This window comes from Bacillus sp. FSL E2-8887 (assembly GCF_038007205.1).
Taxonomy (GTDB): domain Bacteria; phylum Bacillota; class Bacilli; order Bacillales; family Bacillaceae_G; genus Bacillus_A; species Bacillus_A mycoides.
On record NZ_JBBOWS010000001.1, the window covers coordinates 915,539 to 933,200 of the forward strand.

19 protein-coding genes and 3 pseudogenes are annotated in these 17,662 nt (G+C 35.6%); 15 read left to right on the forward strand and 7 right to left on the reverse strand.

Translation table 11 applies throughout. The annotated features are described in order from the left end of the window. Nucleotides 1–104: 104 nt before the first annotated feature. Nucleotides 105–1,571 (forward strand): catalase KatB, encoded by a 1,467-nt coding sequence (gene katB / locus NSQ08_RS04460; RefSeq protein ID WP_340772072.1) that lies wholly within the window; start codon nt 105–107, stop codon nt 1,569–1,571. A gap of 202 nt (nt 1,572–1,773) precedes the next feature. Here katB and NSQ08_RS04465 read toward each other — a convergent pair whose 3' ends face one another. After that, the gene (locus NSQ08_RS04465; RefSeq protein ID WP_256484863.1) at nt 1,774–3,006 is read right to left on the reverse strand and encodes an ammonium transporter; all 1,233 of its coding nucleotides are present in this window, start codon (nt 3,004–3,006) and stop codon (nt 1,774–1,776) included. Nucleotides 3,007–3,163: 157 nt separating this feature from the next. On the opposite strand from NSQ08_RS04465, the gene NSQ08_RS04470 reads away from it, so the two are divergent. Then, the gene (locus NSQ08_RS04470) at nt 3,164–4,525 is read left to right on the forward strand and encodes an alpha-amylase family glycosyl hydrolase (RefSeq protein ID WP_193652775.1); all 1,362 of its coding nucleotides are present in this window, start codon (nt 3,164–3,166) and stop codon (nt 4,523–4,525) included. An 18-nt stretch (nt 4,526–4,543) separates the two neighbouring features. Here the strand turns inward: NSQ08_RS04470 and NSQ08_RS04475 are convergent, their stop codons facing one another. Then, complete coding sequence (locus NSQ08_RS04475; protein ID WP_002011241.1) at nt 4,544–5,035, reverse strand: YajQ family cyclic di-GMP-binding protein; 492 nt, start codon at nt 5,033–5,035, stop codon at nt 4,544–4,546. A 285-nt stretch (nt 5,036–5,320) separates the two neighbouring features. Here NSQ08_RS04475 and NSQ08_RS04480 point away from each other — a divergent pair, with 285 nt between their 5' ends. The 11 genes and pseudogenes from NSQ08_RS04480 to NSQ08_RS04530 all read left to right on the forward strand — a co-directional run bounded on the left by NSQ08_RS04480 (nt 5,321) and on the right by NSQ08_RS04530 (nt 13,468). Then, on the forward strand, nt 5,321–6,175 hold the full coding sequence (locus NSQ08_RS04480) for a CvfB family protein (protein WP_002011240.1): 855 nt from the start codon (nt 5,321–5,323) through the stop codon (nt 6,173–6,175). A 161-nt stretch (nt 6,176–6,336) separates the two neighbouring features. Next, a pseudogene (locus NSQ08_RS04485) lies at nt 6,337–8,166 on the forward strand (RHS repeat domain-containing protein); the annotation flags it as partial. A gap of 4 nt (nt 8,167–8,170) precedes the next feature. Next, nucleotides 8,171–8,638 carry a hypothetical protein gene (locus NSQ08_RS04490; RefSeq protein WP_002202793.1) on the forward strand — a complete coding sequence of 156 codons (468 nt, stop codon included), beginning with the start codon at nt 8,171–8,173 and terminating at the stop codon, nt 8,636–8,638. Nucleotides 8,639–8,730: 92 nt separating this feature from the next. Beyond that, nucleotides 8,731–9,168: a hypothetical protein gene (locus NSQ08_RS04495; protein WP_340772085.1), complete on the forward strand. Its 438-nt coding sequence runs from the start codon at nt 8,731–8,733 to the stop codon at nt 9,166–9,168. A 211-nt stretch (nt 9,169–9,379) separates the two neighbouring features. Beyond that, nucleotides 9,380–9,859: pseudogene (locus tag NSQ08_RS04500) on the forward strand (RHS repeat-associated core domain-containing protein); the annotation flags it as partial. A gap of 24 nt (nt 9,860–9,883) precedes the next feature. Then, a complete protein-coding gene (locus NSQ08_RS04505; protein WP_340772087.1) occupies nt 9,884–10,249 on the forward strand; it encodes a YxiJ family protein in 366 nt (121 codons plus the stop codon). Between the two features lie 140 nt (nt 10,250–10,389). Beyond that, nucleotides 10,390–10,980, forward strand: a pseudogene (locus NSQ08_RS04510) (RHS repeat-associated core domain-containing protein); the annotation flags it as partial. Between the two features lie 19 nt (nt 10,981–10,999). Continuing rightward, nucleotides 11,000–11,362, forward strand: a complete 363-nt coding sequence (locus NSQ08_RS04515) for a hypothetical protein (protein WP_340772092.1) — start codon at nt 11,000–11,002, stop codon at nt 11,360–11,362. Between the two features lie 255 nt (nt 11,363–11,617). Then, on the forward strand, nt 11,618–12,061 hold the full coding sequence (locus NSQ08_RS04520) for a hypothetical protein (protein ID WP_340772094.1): 444 nt from the start codon (nt 11,618–11,620) through the stop codon (nt 12,059–12,061). A gap of 139 nt (nt 12,062–12,200) precedes the next feature. Beyond that, nucleotides 12,201–12,686, forward strand: a complete 486-nt coding sequence (locus tag NSQ08_RS04525) for a hypothetical protein (protein ID WP_340772096.1) — start codon at nt 12,201–12,203, stop codon at nt 12,684–12,686. Nucleotides 12,687–12,772: 86 nt separating this feature from the next. Beyond that, on the forward strand, nt 12,773–13,468 hold the full coding sequence (locus tag NSQ08_RS04530; protein ID WP_340772098.1) for a hypothetical protein: 696 nt from the start codon (nt 12,773–12,775) through the stop codon (nt 13,466–13,468). Nucleotides 13,469–13,622: 154 nt separating this feature from the next. Here the strand turns inward: NSQ08_RS04530 and prsA are convergent, their stop codons facing one another. Together prsA and NSQ08_RS04540 are read right to left on the reverse strand one after the other, a co-directional pair. Then, entirely contained in the window at nt 13,623–14,480 is an 858-nt protein-coding gene (gene prsA, locus NSQ08_RS04535; protein WP_340772100.1) for a peptidylprolyl isomerase PrsA, read from the reverse strand. 130 nt (nt 14,481–14,610) lie between these two features. Then, nucleotides 14,611–14,742 (reverse strand): DUF3941 domain-containing protein, encoded by a 132-nt coding sequence (locus tag NSQ08_RS04540; protein ID WP_001120851.1) that lies wholly within the window; start codon nt 14,740–14,742, stop codon nt 14,611–14,613. A gap of 100 nt (nt 14,743–14,842) precedes the next feature. On the opposite strand from NSQ08_RS04540, the gene NSQ08_RS04545 reads away from it, so the two are divergent. Next, nucleotides 14,843–15,700: a YitT family protein gene (locus tag NSQ08_RS04545; RefSeq protein WP_002125914.1), complete on the forward strand. Its 858-nt coding sequence runs from the start codon at nt 14,843–14,845 to the stop codon at nt 15,698–15,700. A gap of 26 nt (nt 15,701–15,726) precedes the next feature. On the opposite strand, the gene NSQ08_RS04550 is transcribed toward NSQ08_RS04545, so the two are convergent. From NSQ08_RS04550 to NSQ08_RS04560, 3 genes are all read right to left on the reverse strand, one after another. After that, complete coding sequence (locus tag NSQ08_RS04550) at nt 15,727–15,924, reverse strand: DUF3813 domain-containing protein (protein ID WP_002011309.1); 198 nt, start codon at nt 15,922–15,924, stop codon at nt 15,727–15,729. Then, nucleotides 15,925–16,065, reverse strand: a complete 141-nt coding sequence (locus tag NSQ08_RS04555) for a hypothetical protein (RefSeq protein ID WP_000516816.1) — start codon at nt 16,063–16,065, stop codon at nt 15,925–15,927. It abuts the gene before it with no gap. 105 nt (nt 16,066–16,170) lie between these two features. Next, nucleotides 16,171–16,980: a Cof-type HAD-IIB family hydrolase gene (locus NSQ08_RS04560; protein WP_002030271.1), complete on the reverse strand. Its 810-nt coding sequence runs from the start codon at nt 16,978–16,980 to the stop codon at nt 16,171–16,173. A gap of 491 nt (nt 16,981–17,471) precedes the next feature. Here NSQ08_RS04560 and NSQ08_RS04565 point away from each other — a divergent pair, with 491 nt between their 5' ends. Continuing rightward, the gene (locus NSQ08_RS04565; protein WP_002086997.1) at nt 17,472–17,651 is read left to right on the forward strand and encodes a YjzC family protein; all 180 of its coding nucleotides are present in this window, start codon (nt 17,472–17,474) and stop codon (nt 17,649–17,651) included. The last annotated feature ends 11 nt before the right edge of the window (nt 17,652–17,662 follow it).

Consider the following 17,662-nt stretch of genomic DNA (forward strand, 5'->3'; position numbering starts at 1 on the left):
ATGAAGGAAATAGTTGACAAGGATTTAATTTTGAATAATAATTAGTTTATAATAATTTTAAATAAATAATAATTACTATGAAGGAAAGAGGAGGATCACCCTTGATGAATCCAAATAAGCGCTTAACAACAAACCAAGGTGCTCCAGTTGGAGATAACCAAAACTCTCGTACAGCTGGTCGCCGTGGACCGGTATTGTTAGAAGACTATCATTTAGTAGAAAAACTTGCTCACTTTGATCGTGAACGTATTCCTGAGCGTGTTGTGCATGCACGTGGTGCAGGTGCTCACGGTGTATTCGTAACGAAAAACAGCATGCAGCAATATACGAAAGCAGCGTTTTTACAAAATGAAGGAACTGAAACACCTGTATTCGTTCGTTTCTCAACGGTTATTCATGGTCAAGGTTCTCCAGAGACAGCTCGTGATCCCCGTGGGTTCGCTGTTAAATTTTATACAGAAGAAGGAAACTATGATATCGTAGGTAACCATTTACCGGTTTTCTTCATTCGTGACGCAATTAAATTCCCTGACATGGTGCATTCTTTAAAGCCAGCACCTGATACAAATGTTCAAACACCAGATCGTTACTGGGATTTCATGACGTTAAGTCCGGAATCTACACATATGATGACGTGGGTATTTTCTGATTACGGTACACCGGCAAGCTACCGTGAAATGGAAGGATTCGGCGTACATTCATTTAAATGGATTAATGCAGAAGGTAAAATCGTCTACATTAAATATCACTGGAAACCACAGCAAGGTGTACGTAATTTAAGTGCGAAAGAAGTGCAAGAAGTGCAAGGGAAAGACTTCAATCATGCAACTCGTGACTTGTTCGATGCAATCGAAAAAGGAAACTATCCGAAATGGGATTTACACGTACAAGTAATGCAACTAGAAGAAACGGATTCTTTAGATTTCGATCCGTTAGATCCGACGAAAGTATGGCCGGAAGATCGCTTCCCATTAATTGAAGTAGGGACAATGACGTTAAATCGTAACCCGAAAAACTTCTTTGCGGAAGTAGAACAAGCGGCGTTTACTCCAAGTGCAACTGTAAATGGTATTGAACCATCTGAAGATAAATTATTACAAGGTCGTTTATTCTCTTACCCAGATACGCAGCGTTATCGCCTTGGTGCAAACTATTTACAAATTCCTGTAAACTGCCCATACGCAGCTGTTCGTAATCAACAACGTGATGGTGCGATGCAAGTGGATCAAAACCCATCTACAATAAACTACGAACCGAGCCGTCATACTGAAAATCCAGTTGAGGACCCAACTTACCGCGATTCAACTATGAAAGTAGAAGGCTACGTATCTCGTGAAAAAATTGACAAACCAAATGATTTCAAGCAAGCGGGTGAGCGTTACCGTTCATTCTCTAAAGAAGAGCAAGACAACTTAATTGCGAACTTAACAAACGACTTAAAAGGCGTAAATGAGCAAACGAAATTACTAGCTATTTGCAACTTCTTCCGCGCAGATCATGACTACGGAATGCGTTTAGCAGGGGCGTTAAATGTTGATATTACGCAGTATGTAGGGAATGTTCCGAAGTAAATAGGAAAAGACGACTGTTAAACGGTCGTCTTTTTTGTGTAAAATCATGCAGGGTATTTTGCGTTTTAGCTATGTCGGAATTCGTCGGTAAATCGATATATTGAAAGAAACGATCGATATATTTATGGAAATACAGGATGGGGTGTGCTAATCAGTGCGATAAAAGAGATGCAATCTACTATTAATAGATTGCATCTCTTTTTTAATTTACTCGCTCAGTATACTCATAAGCTTTCTCCCCATGCATCGAAATATCAAGCCCCATTTGTTCTTCGTGCTCATCGACGCGAACAGGAAGGAAGAAGTTAATAGCCTTAATAATGGCGTACGTCATTATGATTGTGAATGCATATGTTGCTCCGATTGCTACAAGTTGTTTGAAAAGGAGAGTGGCGTTTCCGTAAAATAATCCGTTAGCACCATCGCTATTTATAGTAGTAGTAGCAAATAGTCCAGTTGCAATACCGCCCCAAGTTCCTCCAATGCCGTGGCATCCAAATGCATCGAGTGTATCGTCGTATCCGAATTTGTTTTTTAAGAAGAAGACAGCTCCGAAGCATAATATACCGCCAATTGCTCCGATAAGAAGAGCGGAGAAAGGTGTAACGAATCCACAAGCCGGCGTAATTGCGACTAAACCAGAAACAACCCCGGAAGCAGCTCCCATCGCAGTCGGTTTTGATTGGAAGAACCATTCAGAAAGCATCCAAGTTAGAGCTGAGGCAGCGGCGGCTATATTTGTATTAATAAATACAGTTAAAGCTACGTCATTTAAAGATAATGCACTACCGACGTTGAAACCGAACCAGCCGAACCAGAGTAAGCCTGCGCCTAACATTGTAAATGGTAAATGATGAGGGGAGGTGCCGCTTATGTTTTTTCGTTTTCCAAGAAAAATAGCTAATACAAGACCAGCAACGCCAGATGTGATATGAACGACATTACCACCAGCGAAGTCTAACGCGCCGAGTTCTCTCAGCCATCCGCCAACGCCCCATACCCAATGAGCGACAGGATTGTAAACGATTGTTGTCCAAAGAAGGATAAAAATAAGAAAGGCAGAAAATCGCATTCTTTCGGCGAATGCCCCTGAAATTAAAGCGGGAGTTAAAATAGCGAACATGAGTTGGAACATCATAAATAAATTGTGAGGAATAGTAGATGAGTAGTCTGGGTTTGGTGCGTAGGTAACTCCGTTTAGACCGAACCAATCGAGATTGCCGATAAGTCCGTGCCAATCTGGCCCGAATGATAAAGAATAACCGATAACAATCCATTGAATCGAAACGATAGCCATTGCGCTATAACTGTGCATTGTCGTGCTGAGTACGTTTTTACTGCGAACCATACCCCCATAAAAAAGTGCCAATCCTGGTGTCATCAACATGACCATTACTGTCGTTACAAAAATAAAAACTGTATCTCCCGTATTCATTCTCTCTCCTCCTATGATGTTAGAAAAAATAACATATATATGTTATGTTTCATATCATATTCGAAATAAAAAGAAAAATCAACTAAAAATCCAGAAAACTTTTTAGATGATGTCAGAAAACCTAACATGATGTATTTTTGGGGGATAAAATCAACGTATGCGATTTGCTCTAAAAATTGGTATAATATTCTTACAATTGGAAGTTTGGGGGATGCGTGTGAAAAAAATATGGACTAAGGAACTATTCATTTGTTTTTGTTTAGCTGTTATTTTGTTTGTACCAGTACATACTTTTGCGGAAGAAAAAAGGGAATGGCGAGATGAAGTTATATATTCCATTATGATTGATCGCTTTAATAACGGAGAATCGAAAAATGACAAACAGTTAGACGTTGGTAATTTAGAAGGGTATCAGGGCGGAGATATACGTGGGATTATAAAAAGATTGGACTACATAAAAGAAATGGGATTTACTACTATTATGCTTTCGCCGCTTTTTGAAAGTGAAAAGTATGACGGATTAAGCGTTCGAAATTTTCAAAAAGTAAATGAACATTTCGGAACAGAAAATGATGTGAAAGAACTTGTAAATGAGGCTCACAAAAAAGGAATGAAAGTTGTCTTTCAATTTCCGTATGAAGAAAATGAACAACAATTAATAGACTCGATGAAATGGTGGATAAAAGAAGTCGATTTAGACGGAAGTTATGTGATACATAGTGAAAAAAAGCCGCGTGCTTTTTGGGATGAAGTGCAAAAGGATTTGCAGAAGGTAAAGAAAGATTTTCACATTATGACAAAGGAAGATAATGAGTACTATAAAAAAATAGTAGAGTCATTTTCAAAAGCAGATATGTCTGTGAAACCTTTATATGATGTGAGTGGAAAAGAAGAGGAATTCGCTACGTTTTTAGATAATCAAGAAACAAAGCGATTTGCACGTATTGCAAAAGAAAATATGTATTACCCGCCGTCTCGTTTAAAACTAGCGATCACTTACTTATTAACATCCCCGGGGATACCGAATTTTTATTACGGAACTGAAATCGCATTAGATGGGGGAGATGCTCCAGATAATAGACGATTAATGGATTTCAAATCTGATGAAAAGTTTATGCAGCACATAACGAAGCTAGGTGAACTTAGACAAGCGAGACCATCTTTACGACGTGGTACGTTTGAACTTCTATATGATAAAGATGGAATGAGTATATTAAAACGAAAGTATAAAGATGAAGTAACACTAGTAGCGATTAATAATACGAAAGAAACGCAAAAGGTTTCCTTACCTGTAAGTGCAATTGGTGAAAAACAAGAGTTAAGAGGATTGTTAGAAGACGAAATTATAAGAGAAGAAAACGGAAAGTTTTATCTTGTTTTAAAGCGCGAAGAGTCGAATGTGTATAAAGTTAGCGAAGAAACAGGTGTGAATTGGTTGTTTATCTCCTTAATAGTCGGTGTGAACGTATTATTTATTGCTTTTTTAATTGCGGTTAAAAAGAAAAGATCCTCTGTATAGATAGAGGATCTTTTTTTCTTAGCGGTAGTTAATGAACTGTACGTCGATTGGTAAGTCGACGCTGCGAACGGCTGCGATTACTGCTTGTAAGTCATCACGGCTTTTCGCTGTTACGCGTACTTGGTCATCTTGTACTTGCGTTTTTACTTTTAATTTCATTTCTTTAATGATGTTGTTAATTTTTTTCGCGTTATCTTTATCGATACCTTGTTGCAGAGTTGCACGTTGGCGAACAGTATTACCAGATGCAGTTTCAACTTTTCCGTAGTCCAAGTTTTTAATTGGAACGTTACGTTTTACAAGTTTAGAAATTAGAACGTCTTTTACTTGGTCTAATTTGAACTCGTCCTCAGAAGTTAAAACAAGTACTTCTTTTTCTAATTTAATATCACTTTTACTACCTTTAAAGTCATATCGGTTTTGGATTTCCTTTAATGCGATGTTAATTGCGTTTGTTACTTCAGGTAATTCTACTTTCGAAACGATGTCAAAAGAACTCTCTTTTGCCATAGTTAGCACCTCCAAATAAATTTCTATCTTTTCATGCACCTAAATAGGCTATGTAATATACATATTAAAGTATAGCGGAAAGTACATCGATTAGATAGAGTTGTTGCAACTTAAGTGTTTTGACGGATCATCCGTAGGGGAATATAGTCCTATAGATACAGTCTTTATTTAATTATAGTGAATTTTGGGCAGTTGGACAAATAAAGGAAAAATCGTGTTATAATTAACTTTTGTTTGGAATGATAAAAAAGATAACTTTATATATAGAGAAGGGAATTAAAAAATATGTATTTGCAATTAGGATCGATTGAACAGGTAACTGTTTTACGCGAAACGGAAATCGGATATATGGTTGGAAACGAAGAGGAAGAAATCTTCCTACATAAAAACGAATTAGCTGGAGAAATTGCAGAAGGCGATACGATTGATGTATTCTTATACCTTGATCACCAAAATCGTATTTCAGCAACAATGAAGGAACCAATTATTACAACGCATGATTGGAATTGGGTAAAGGTTGTAGAAGTTATTCCTAGTTTAGGTGTGTTTGTTGATATTGGTGTATCAAAAGATATACTAATTCCACTTGATGAGTTTCCAATTTATATGCCAGTATGGCCTCAGGAAGGCGACGAATTATATTGTACGTTAAAATTAACGAATCGTGATCGTTTAATTGCTCTTCCGGCAAGAGACAGTGATATGCAAGAAATTATCGTAGATGCAACGCCATCTATGCGTAATAAAAACGTAAATGGACGTGTGTATCGCTCACTTCAAGTTGGTTCATTCATACTAACTGACGAGCATTTCCGTGCTTTCTTACACCATACAGAAAGAAAAGAACAAGTCCGCATCGGTGAGCGCGTAACAGGTCGTATTATTGACGTGAAAGACGACGGTACAATTAACATTTCACTTCTTCCTCGTAAAGAAGAAGGAATGGAAGATGATGCAGCAGTACTTTATGCATATATGGAAGAACGAGGCGGAGCAATGCCGTTTTGGGATAAGAGTAACCCAGAAGACATTAAAGAACGTTTCAATATGAGTAAGGCTGCATTTAAGCGTGCACTTGGTAAACTGATGAAAGAAGAAAAGATTTACCAAGAAGAAGGTTGGACTTACTTTAAGAAATAAAGTGAATGAAAAAGATCTATTTTTCTCTAGTTTGTTAGGGAATGGGTCTTTTTTGTTTTGCCATTTTCTAAAAAATACGATAAATTAATTGAATATTCATGTTATTATTTATTATTATTGTTATTGTTGATGTTTAAAATGTTAGGGGATTATTTTTTTAAGGAAATACAACAGAGAAATCTGTCATGTTTGGTGGGAAAACGCAAACACACAAATACGAATATGATGTAGATAATAAAAATACAGTGTATGTCGATGCGTTAAACCGTCGTATTGAACATACGTATGATGAGAATGCGAACGAAATTCAGACAAAAATGCCAAACGGCTCAATTTTAGAATCTGTTTATGATTCAGCAGACCGCGTCATTGGCGAAAAGCGCAATGGAAAAGATTCATTTACATTTGAACGTGATGAGAATGGACAAGTTACGAAAGTCAAAGACCATGTTAATGGTGTAGAACGTATGAAAACATACGATAAGGCAGATCGCGCCACAAGTGCAACGGATAGCCGAGGTGGAAAAATTGACTGGGCGTATCATGACAAAGCAAACAGTAAGACAGAAAAATTAAAAGAACAAACAGTAACGCAAGGCGGATACACAAATAAAGTATCGTATGACTACAACACGTTAGATCAAAACATATGTGTGACAGACGGTTCTCAAACGTATCGATTTGATTACGACGATCAAGGAAATGTTCGTACGTATACAGCTGGAAATGGTTCAGGTTCTACCTTCAACTATGACCATGCGAACAAGATTAAAGATTTAGTAGTAGGTACATCAAACAGTATTCTACTTTCTGAACGATATGAATATGATCAAGCGGGGAACCGTACGAAGATAAAGCATGAAAGTACAGGCGGAAAAGTAACAGAAACAAACTTTATATATGACCCAATTAACCAACTACTAAACGAGACATTACCAAACGGAACAAGTAAATCATACACATATGATGGATTTGGAAACCGTACGAGTGTTAAAGTTGTAGAGAATGGAGCGGAAACAAAGTCTATAGCCGCAACGTTCAATGAAGGAAATCAACTTGTAAAATTCGGAAACGAATCGTTAACGTATGATGCGAATGGCAACCGTACATCTGATGGAAAGTATAAGTATGCATGGAATGAAGATGACCAGATTGTAGCGACTACGAAACAGGGTGAGAGTAATCCATTTGCAACATATAAGTATGATGAAGATAATCGTCGTATTGAAAAGAATGTAGGTGGAACAGTAACACGCTACTTCTATGATGGAGACAGTATCAATCCATTGTATGAAACAGATGGAAGTGGAACTGTACTTCGTCAATATGTATACTCAACAAGTGGCGTACGACTAGCAATGAAATCGCAAGGACAAACAGTATACTACCACTATAACCCTCGTGGTGATGTCGTTGCGATGACAAATCAAAATAGAGAAGTTGTCGCAACGTATGAATATGATTCGTGGGGTAATGTATTAAAGAGTGATACGAAAGGTATCGCAGCAGATAATCCGTTTGGATATGCAGGATACATGTATTACTTAACGGCTCGTTACTATAACCCAGATCACGGTGTGTTCTTATCGGTGGATCCTGATCCGGGTGATGAGGATGATCCGGTTACAATGAATGGGTATACGTATGGTGATAATAATCCGGTGATGATGGTGGATCCGGATGGGCATTTAGCGTGGTTTGTTCCACTTGCTATACATGGGGCTAGAATGGCTGCTCCACATGTAGGACGTTTTGTAAGTAAACAATTGGCTAAGCGTGCTGTAAAGCAAACAGTGAAATATAAAGGGAAAATTGGGGCGCCGAAGAGAAAGGTAGTATTTGATCAGCGGACAATACCAACAGATGGTGCAAAGAAAAATAGTGTGACATATCACTTTAAAAACGGAAAGTTAGATAAAAAGCGATATTTTAAATGGAGAAATGGAAAATCACAGCATACTACGTGGTATCCTTTAAGAAAGAAGTGGTGATACTATGAGATTTTATGTAGCAGATGATTCAGGATATATAAATGAAATGCTTTCATTTATATTTGAGGATATGAGCAAGTATGATTGGATATTTGCAGATATGGTGCCGCATGTATATAAAGGCGGAGTGGAAGTGATGGATACCATATTTGAGCAAGAAAAATTTTATATTTCAGGTGAAGATCTTTATAGCTTTTTGAAAGAGTATAAAGTTTTACTTATATTTGGAGTGGTGATTGCTGTGGAGAAAGGAAATGAAAAACTCCTTGAAAATATTCCAGACACTCCAATTATTTTAGAAAACAGAGAGTATTGGAAAGATGAGTACAATTTAACGTTGCCAGGATCAGTAATGGAGTTTGGTTTTTTTGATACATCAATTTTAATGTTTGCAAGTGATGATGACTATAACATAGAGAAATTTAAAAGCAATTTTCAAAATGTAGTATTTTATGTAGAAGATGAATTGTAAAAGCGTTAGTGAAATTTGAAAGGGCAACAGGTAACGGTTACGTATGTTAAGAAGAACAGGAAGATATATATATCAAATGGGTGGGTAAAACAATGAATAATTTGTTGAAAAATGCAATTTATCGAGGAGACATTGGAAATGCGATAGCACATGCAAATAAAATAAGTATTGAGGAATTAGAGGATTTTTTAATAGAATGGTCTTTTAATGAACCCAATATTATTGTATACACTTTCTTGACTAGTTATTTAGAGAGTCGAAATGATGCTAGATTACATGCACTAGCATCAGAAATTTTATGTCATCCACTATGTCATTTAGAGGGGGCATATCTAGCTGCTTTTTATCATGCAAAGAAGTGTATCGAATTGGAGCCTAATGATATGCAATATAGGGAGTTTTTATTGTTTTTTGCTAATGTTCCAGATGATGTTTTTGAAGAAAAAGCAGCTATGAATTGGGCAAAGGATATATTAAAAGATGACCCAAACAATGAGGTAGCTAAAAATTATATAGAAGAAAATTTATGAAAAATGGATGGTAAGTTCGTTATTTGAATTGGAAAATGAATGTTTGCTATATGATGCAGAAGAAATGAAAGCAGAATAATAAACAGAGAAGTAATTGAAAGAGGGAAGAGCTGATGTGATGTAGACTCTTCTCTCTTTTTGGATACATTAATTTTTGTTGATTATAAAATCATAAGAAGAAGCGTTATACTATAACCCTCGTGGTGACGTAGTCGCGATGACAGACCCGGATGGGCATTTGGCGTGGATGGTATTAAACGCAGGTTTTGCGGCTTATGATGGGTATCAAGCGTATAAAAAGAATGGTTGGAAAGCAGCTGCAGTAGCTGTTGGTGTCGGATTAGTTGGTGGAGCAGCTTTCAAAGCTGGAAAAATAGCTTATAAATCTGCTAAGAATTGGTATACTACGACACGCCATTGGAGTAAGGGAACATTTAAAAGTAAATCAAAATCTCTGGAATATCATCATAAAAAGCATGTAACTTGGAAAGGAAAATCTTATGGACAAAAAAGATATACAGATATGGCTAGATCGTTTTATCGATCAAATAAACATTTAAGAGAAGAAGTAGTTTTATCAAATGGGAAAAAGGGGTATAAAATTAAGAATGGGAAAAAAGGTGGCTATTATACTAAAAATGGTAAGATAATTACTTACTGGAACAATGGGTGGAAAAAGAAAAAGCGCTAAGAATTTAATATAAGTGAATGGATTGTGAATATTACTATGGCAAAAATTAATTTAGAATTATTGCAAGAGATAAAGAGTGCTAAAATGCAATTAGAAATTCCATATCCTTCAGATGATATTGAGCGCATCGAATTAGATTATAATCTAGATTGTTTTGCTGAAGACTATTACAGTTATTGTTCGATAATTGAAGGAAGTTTGAGTTATGTTTTATCTCAAACAAAAATTCCTATTTATCAAAGAAGATTATTGTATAAAAATTTTTATCAAACATATCCCCGATATATGTTCTTATTTAGGGAAAAGTCAAAATATCAAGAATTGCATCAGCAATTAAATGTTTATGAATTTACTCGGAAGTTATTAATTAAAATAGTTGAAACATATTAGTCAAGAGTTTACAGTAAAGAAGTTTAGTGCAAATAAAAGAGATGTTCCACATAAAAAAAGGATTCCGATAGGAATCCTTTTTTATACTGTTAAGCATATACTGTGGTGCCGCATAAACAGTATTGGAATTGGGAAAAGAATACGCAGGATACATGTATGATAAAGAGATTGGCATGTATTATCGGATGGCCCGTTATTATAATCCAGATCATGGTGTGTTTTTATCAGTAGATCCTGAGCCAGGTGATGAGGATGATCCGGTTACAATGAATGGGTATACGTATGGTGATAATAATCCGGTGATGATGGTGGATCCAGATGGGCATGTAGCTTGGTGGGTTGGTAGTGCGGCTATAAGTGCTGGTTTTGAAGTAGGAAAGTATCTATATAAAAATAAGGGATACACATGGAAAGGAGGACTTAAAGCAGCGGGATATGGAGCGGTAAAAGGTGTGGCTTTTGGTGGGCTAGGAAGGACCTTTGGCTTTATTAGTCCTCTTAAGGGCTTGGGAAGAGGAGTTTTTCAAAAAAGAAGTTTCACACCTGCAATTAGGCAAGGAATAAGCAATACAAAACGATTGATGAATAATCCTAGAAAACATATCCAAAGGAATCCAGGAGTTCGGCTAGATGGAATGAAGAGGGCGAAAAAACAAAGGGAAAAAGCGTTTAAAAATTCAACGACAGCAAAACTTATGAAAATTTCTAATGCTGTAGGAAAACGTAGATAGAGAAAAGAAGGGATGCACAGTGTGGATAGATTTTTTAGAGTTTATAATAGTTTTGAGTTTAAGTTTAATATTAATATTGATTGTTTTATTTCAAGAAGGTTGTGTAATTAATATTAAAGAAAGTATTAATAATAGTAGGATTTTGTTTATTATTCAAGGCATACGTATGTTCCTAGGAATGTGGACAGTATTTGTGACAGAAACTACTATAATTGCTATATCAAAAGTGACGGCAATCCAATTGCTAATTTTGCTTACTATTTGGACATGCTCGAAGTATGTACAAAAAAATGGTGAAAATTGGCTAATTACTATAGTTGCTTTTGTTATTTATGGTGTTGGTACTTACATGTATATTCAGTTTGCTTTTAGAGGCTATTAATATATCAACAGAAAAATTAGTGGTTAGAAAGATTCATTTGTTAAATGTGTGTAAATGAAAAGTTACCATATGATGTAGAAGGGGATGAAGAATAAATAGAGAAATGATTTGGGGAAGGAAGAGCGAATATAGGCTCTTCTTTCTTTATATATGTCACAGTGATGTAGTAGCGATGACAGATCAAAATAGAGAAGTTGTCGCAACGTATGAATATGATGCTATTACTCTAAGGTATTGTTCGCAGAAGGATAAACAATGGAAGAAGGTCATATGGTGGAAAGAAGAAAAGAACTTGAGATGGTATTTTTAGGGGGCGAAAAAAAGATAACCATTGCATCATTTGGATCTTTGTATCCAAATGATGATGAGTTGTATTTACGTGATGTACAACTGAATTTCTTAGCTGTATCCTCAAATAATGTCCATTATGAGTATAAAGGGCCAATGTTTTTGATGAGTGAAATAATTGGATTTGGTAAAAAACTAGAAGCATTACTGCGAAAAGAAATTAAGGAAGCTGTATTGAGTGCCGATGAAGAGGAAATGGAGCTTAAAGTGAAGCTCAAAAGAAATCGATTTTTCGTATACTTTACTTTTTCTAAAAATGATTTAAAGAGTGAAAAATGGGAGTATGAAGTATCATTTGAAGCGGATGTAAAAAGTATAGAAGAGGTATGTTATAACATCAAAAAGTTATAGGATTAACTATTCTATACTTTTTAGAAGGTAGGAAAGTTTTAGTATTAAAACTAAAAATGGTGAAAAATTAGGGGAGCCAATCAAATAATCGAAATGAACCTTCATTCTTTAGGAAATATGAAGTAATGAGGCTGATAATATGCATATTTGGACGCTGACGAATTGGGAAGAATATTATAATTTAGAAGAGGAGAGTCACCGTACTGGATTACGATTGAAATTTGATACAGATGTTGATCCTGAAGTAAGAAGAGCCATTAAGGAATTTTGTAAATGGCTGCGCCAAGAATACTTTTTCCCAATTAGAGTACCTATTTATGTGAAAACTTCATATAAAATAAAGACAATGGATGGAGAGCTAGTCTATGGTACTTTCTTTGGGCCGTTTGATCGAAATGTTGAGCCGTATATTCGTATTTCGACAGGGGATTATTATGATACGGTGCAGAAAAATGGAAAAGATAACGCTTTAGGGTGCTATCTGGTTACTATTGCGCATGAGCTAACGCATTATTTCCAATGGATTAATGATATAAAACTAACGAGAATTGGATATGAGAGGCAGGCTACTGCTTATTCAGGATATATTATTGATGAGTATAAAGAAACTAGAGAGCATCCGTAAAGTAGAAACTGTATAGCTAACCGGAAGTATGAGGATTCCACATTTGTAATGAATGTTTAGTAACCCTTTGAAAAGGAGATATGCATATGAAATTTTATAACGCTGGATACCTCATAATTTCCTACGATAGGGAACTTATCTATAAAGAATGCAATATTGAGGGACTATCACAAACGATTTTAACGATATGTAATGAGAGTCGGCCTACATTTCCGGATTATTGGTTTTTCCCTTGGTGTAATTCAAATAAAAATGATCCTATTGCTCAGATGATAAATGGAAGGTTGAAGATTAGTAAAGAGGAACATGAAAGTGGACAATCTTTTTTAGATACACTAATGGAAGAAGAAAAGTTCTCGTGGCCGAATGCTTTTAAAAATTTAGAAGATGCGAGATTCTTTAAGCGAAATTATTTAAAAGGGATAGAAAATTTAGAGATTATTAGTTTGCATCTTTCAGAAGAGTATCGGACGGATTTCTTAATGAATGAGCGAGAAGAAAATGATTTTGAAGTTTCTATATATGATTTTATCGAAAGTGCATTACCTGCTGATGTTGAGAACGATGAAATATTAGGATTTGATATATGTGGTTTTAGTAACAATAATTTTTATTCTTTTATTCATAATAATTTACAAGAGGATTTTGGTAAGAAATTAAATGAATTATCACTTGTTGATAAGTATGAAGATGCAAAGCAGATTATCCATTTAATTGATGATGGGGAAATTGAGGCAGAAGAGGTATTGTGGTATCCGTGGTTAATTTTGAAATGCGTATAACTTGTTAGAGAAAGAGGTATAAGCATCGAATTAAAATGGAGGTAGAATTAGATCATATCACTTGGAATTATAAAATCTTGAAGAAAAAGTTAAAAATGTTGATAGAAGATTAAAAAAGCACGATCTTATTTTTTCAATAAGATCGTGCTTTATTTTAGTTCCCTTTCCCAAAAAGATGAGAAAATGTATCTTTCAAGTCACTATCGTTTATTTTAATATCTGCCTTTTTTAATTCATCTTGTAATAATTTTTGACCGAAGGAAGGGTCGGCAAGACGTTCTTCTTCTAAGTCTTTACGTATAGAGTCTTTCACTTTATCGTAAGGTTGTAAATCTTTTTTATCAGTTAGTTTAATAATGTGATAGCCGTTTGGTGATTTTACGGGATTGCTAATTTGGCCGGGCTTTAATTTGTAGGCAGCTTTTTCAAATTCAGGTGTCATTTTTCCTGCCCCGAAGTATCCGAGGTCTCCGCCATTATCTTTTGATGCTAAATCTTGAGATTCTTGTTTTGCTAATTCTTCAAATGAAGTGCCGGTATCTAATTTCTTCTTTATCTCTTTCGCTTCATTTTCGTTACTTACTAAAATGTGACTAGCTTTAATTTCTGGTTTATAGTGGTCTTTCACATCTTTTTCTGTAACGCTTTGTTTAATCGCTTCATTCAATGCAAGTTTGAATTTAATTTGATTTTTGAAATCTTCTTCATCTTTTAAACGATTATTTTCTAGTGTTGCTTTGAATTGTTCTCCATATTGATCTTTTGCTTTTTCTACTTCTTTATCTACTGCATCATCAGATACTTTATATTTTTTAGTAATAACATCTTGTGCTACCATTTCGTATAGCGTGTCTTTTCCGTATCGATCTTTCAATTGTTTTTCGAAATCGCTCTTTGTAATTGTTGAGTTTGTTGTTGTAGCGATTATGGCCGAGTCATTTTTTTGTCCGCAAGCAGATAGCATTAATATACTTATTAGTGCAGTGATAATGAATGTACTTTTTCCTTTCATGCTAACACCTCATCCGAATATGTTATCGCTATTGTAGAATATAGAAGTGAACATGAAGTGAATTTTTAATGTTTTTTCCCTGTAAAATGTAAAAAAAGTACATCAACATTAACGTTGATGTACGATGTAATCAAAGGTGATCGGTTTTCTTAGAATATGCACGTTTTCCTTGCTGAATATTTTTTTGCTCTTGTTCATTTTTTTGAGTGCGCTTTGCATTATTGTCGCGTGCTTTTTTGTCGTTATCGCTAGTATGTGGCATATGTATCAACTCCATTTCTAAACGTTGTATGTTTATCATTTCCTTTTTCGTAAAGACTATGTATAGCGGTGCATTCATGAATACTAAAGGTGGATTAGAAATGGATTTGAAGCTGAATTATACTGAACTTATTAAGAAGTTAGTCGTTGTAATTATTGCGGGTTTATTAAATGCGATTGGGATGAATTTATTTTTAACACCAGCGAAAGTGTATGCGAGTGGTTTTGCTGGATTGTCTCAATTATTGTCACAAATATTAGGTGACTTTTTATCTATTCATATATCTACGGGGGTATTGTTTAGTTTATTTAATATTCCTGTCGTTATTTTAGCGTGGAAAAAGGTTGGGAAGGCCTTTACATTTTTTAGTTTTCTTTGTGTTGTATTTATGACTTTGTTTTTAGAAATTATCCCAGTTAGAGCGGTTTCGCACGATATTATATTGAATGCGATTTTTGGTGGGATTATTTCAGCGATTGGGGTAGGGGTTGCTTTAAAGTGGGGGGCTTCTACAGGTGGTCTAGATATTATTGCTATGATTTTATCAAAAATAAAAGATAAGCCTGTCGGCACGTATTTTTTCTTCTTTAATGCACTTATCATTATCGCTGCTGGCTACGTATATGGATGGGAAAAGGCATTATATACTTTAGTCACTTTGTATGTATCAACGAGAATTATTGATGCGATTCATACCCGTCATGTGAAGATTACGGCATTAATTGTTACAAAGAACGGGGCAGATGTGCGAAAAGCGATTCACTCTCGCTTAGTGAGGGGGATTACAACTATACCAGCAACAGGTGCTTATACAAATGAAAATAAAGAAATGTTAATGATTGTTATTACTCGTTACGAGTTGTATGAATTAGAGAGGGTTATTAAACAAGTGGACCCAGGTGCATTTACAAATATACTGCAAACGGTCGGTGTGTTTGGATTGTTTAGAAAAGATTAAAGAGGACCAAAACTGGTCCTCCTTTTTTAATGCGAATTCGTAATGTTTTGCAATTGCTCCTGCATTTCACGTAGCTGAACTTTTTCAGCAGTTGAAGAGTTTGCATAAGCAGAGTGCAAAGAGTTTTTTGCTCTATAAACGAGTTCCTGTTGTTCAGCGCCACTTGAACAAGAAACGGCACTTGAAACAGCGTCTCTAGCTTGTTGGAATAGTAAGTTCCCCATTTAAACCCCTCCAAATGAAGAGTTACTTCTCGCTTTTTCTGCCTCAGCTAATGTACCTCTGTACGGGAATCTTGCATCATGCTTCATAACAGCATCGGCTCCTTGCTGGATAAAACGTTTTGATTTGTTCTTTTTACCCATTCGAAAAACCCCCTTTATTTAGCTGAAAACAATTGACGCGCTGACTTTTGCGTCTAATAATAGTATGAGCGTTTAGCGAGAAACTATAAGCAGGGAATTTTTAGATTACAATCCAAGAACCTCTTCTAAATATAGAGCGATACCATCTTCTTCATTCGTTAATGTCGTATGATTTGCAAGTGATTTTAATTCAGGAATCGCATTACCCATTGCGATTCCATGACCAGCAAATTCGATCATTTCAAAGTCGTTATCCTCATCACCAAAAGCGATAATTCGCTCTTTAGGAATGTTATAATGGCCTGAAATTTTTTGTAATCCGACAGCTTTATTTAATCCGCTTTTTACAATTTCAATAATTGGCCAAGGTGCACCCCATTTTCTATGGTCGATGACTTCAGCATGCATATCTGTTAAATGTTGGCGAATTGCAGCAGAATGCTCGTCATGTGCATCGATTAATAAGCAAGTTGGATGGTCGTTTAAAATATTTAATAAATCTCCTGTGAAAATCTTTGGAGAACCGAATTCAAAAATATGTTTTTTATCTTCATCAATTTCACGGACATACACATCATCGATGACTTCAGCATAGACATTTTTCACGCCGAAATCAAAGCAAGCTCGGACGATTTCTTGCGCTGTTGAAAGTTCAAGAGGAGAGTGATGTGTTCCCCAACTTGAATCAAGAGGGTGATGCACGTAAGCTCCATTAAAGTTTACGATTGGTGTGTTAAGGCTAAGTTCTTTATAATAATCGTAACTAGCGCGGAATGGACGCCCTGTTGAAATAACGACAATATGTCCTTGTTCTTTTGCTTTTGCAATTGTGTTTTTCGTTCTTGGAGAAATTATTTTGTTGTCTGTTAATAAAGTTCCGTCTAAGTCTAATGCGATTAAATGTTGTTTGTTCATAATTTCACCTCTTATAATAAATTTTTTGATTCTATCTGTATTTCCGTTTTTAATATGCAGAAATAAGAGGTTAGACTGGGTGAAACTACTGTAGATGAAAGTTTCACTATATATCCATCTTACGTCGCGAAGCGCTGTGGTGTCTACTATTTCTCGTTGGAAATTAGGAAAAGTCAATATCTTTTTAGAAAGTTCAAATAATGTTTTTTTCATTATGTACAAATTGTGAAAAGGGTTACATTGCTCGTATGATGAGGCTTATAATGAACATGTAATCTTCTCGTATATGTTTGACTCTCCTTTGAAACTGGCCTAAACTTTGGTTGGTTTCTTTTTTTTCAACAAATATGCCAATAATTCCTGCTTAAGGTTGTGTAATTATATATATGTACATGGGTAAACGGTAGTACTTGTTTCCTAAACATGACAGAAAAGCTTTCTTTTAAAATGGATATACTAATGAGGCAAGACGTCATGGAAGGAGAATGGAAATGGGACAAAATCGCAGGTTTCGTTCAGGGCAAAAAGCGCCAAATGATGGCATTTACGTAGAAATTGGTGAAACGGGAAGTATGGTGAAAAATCCGCAAATGGTACAATTAACTGCCGGTGAAAAGTTTCCAGAGAACGCAAATCATAACCGTCAGTGGACATATAAAAGAAAACCGTAACAGAAGCCGCA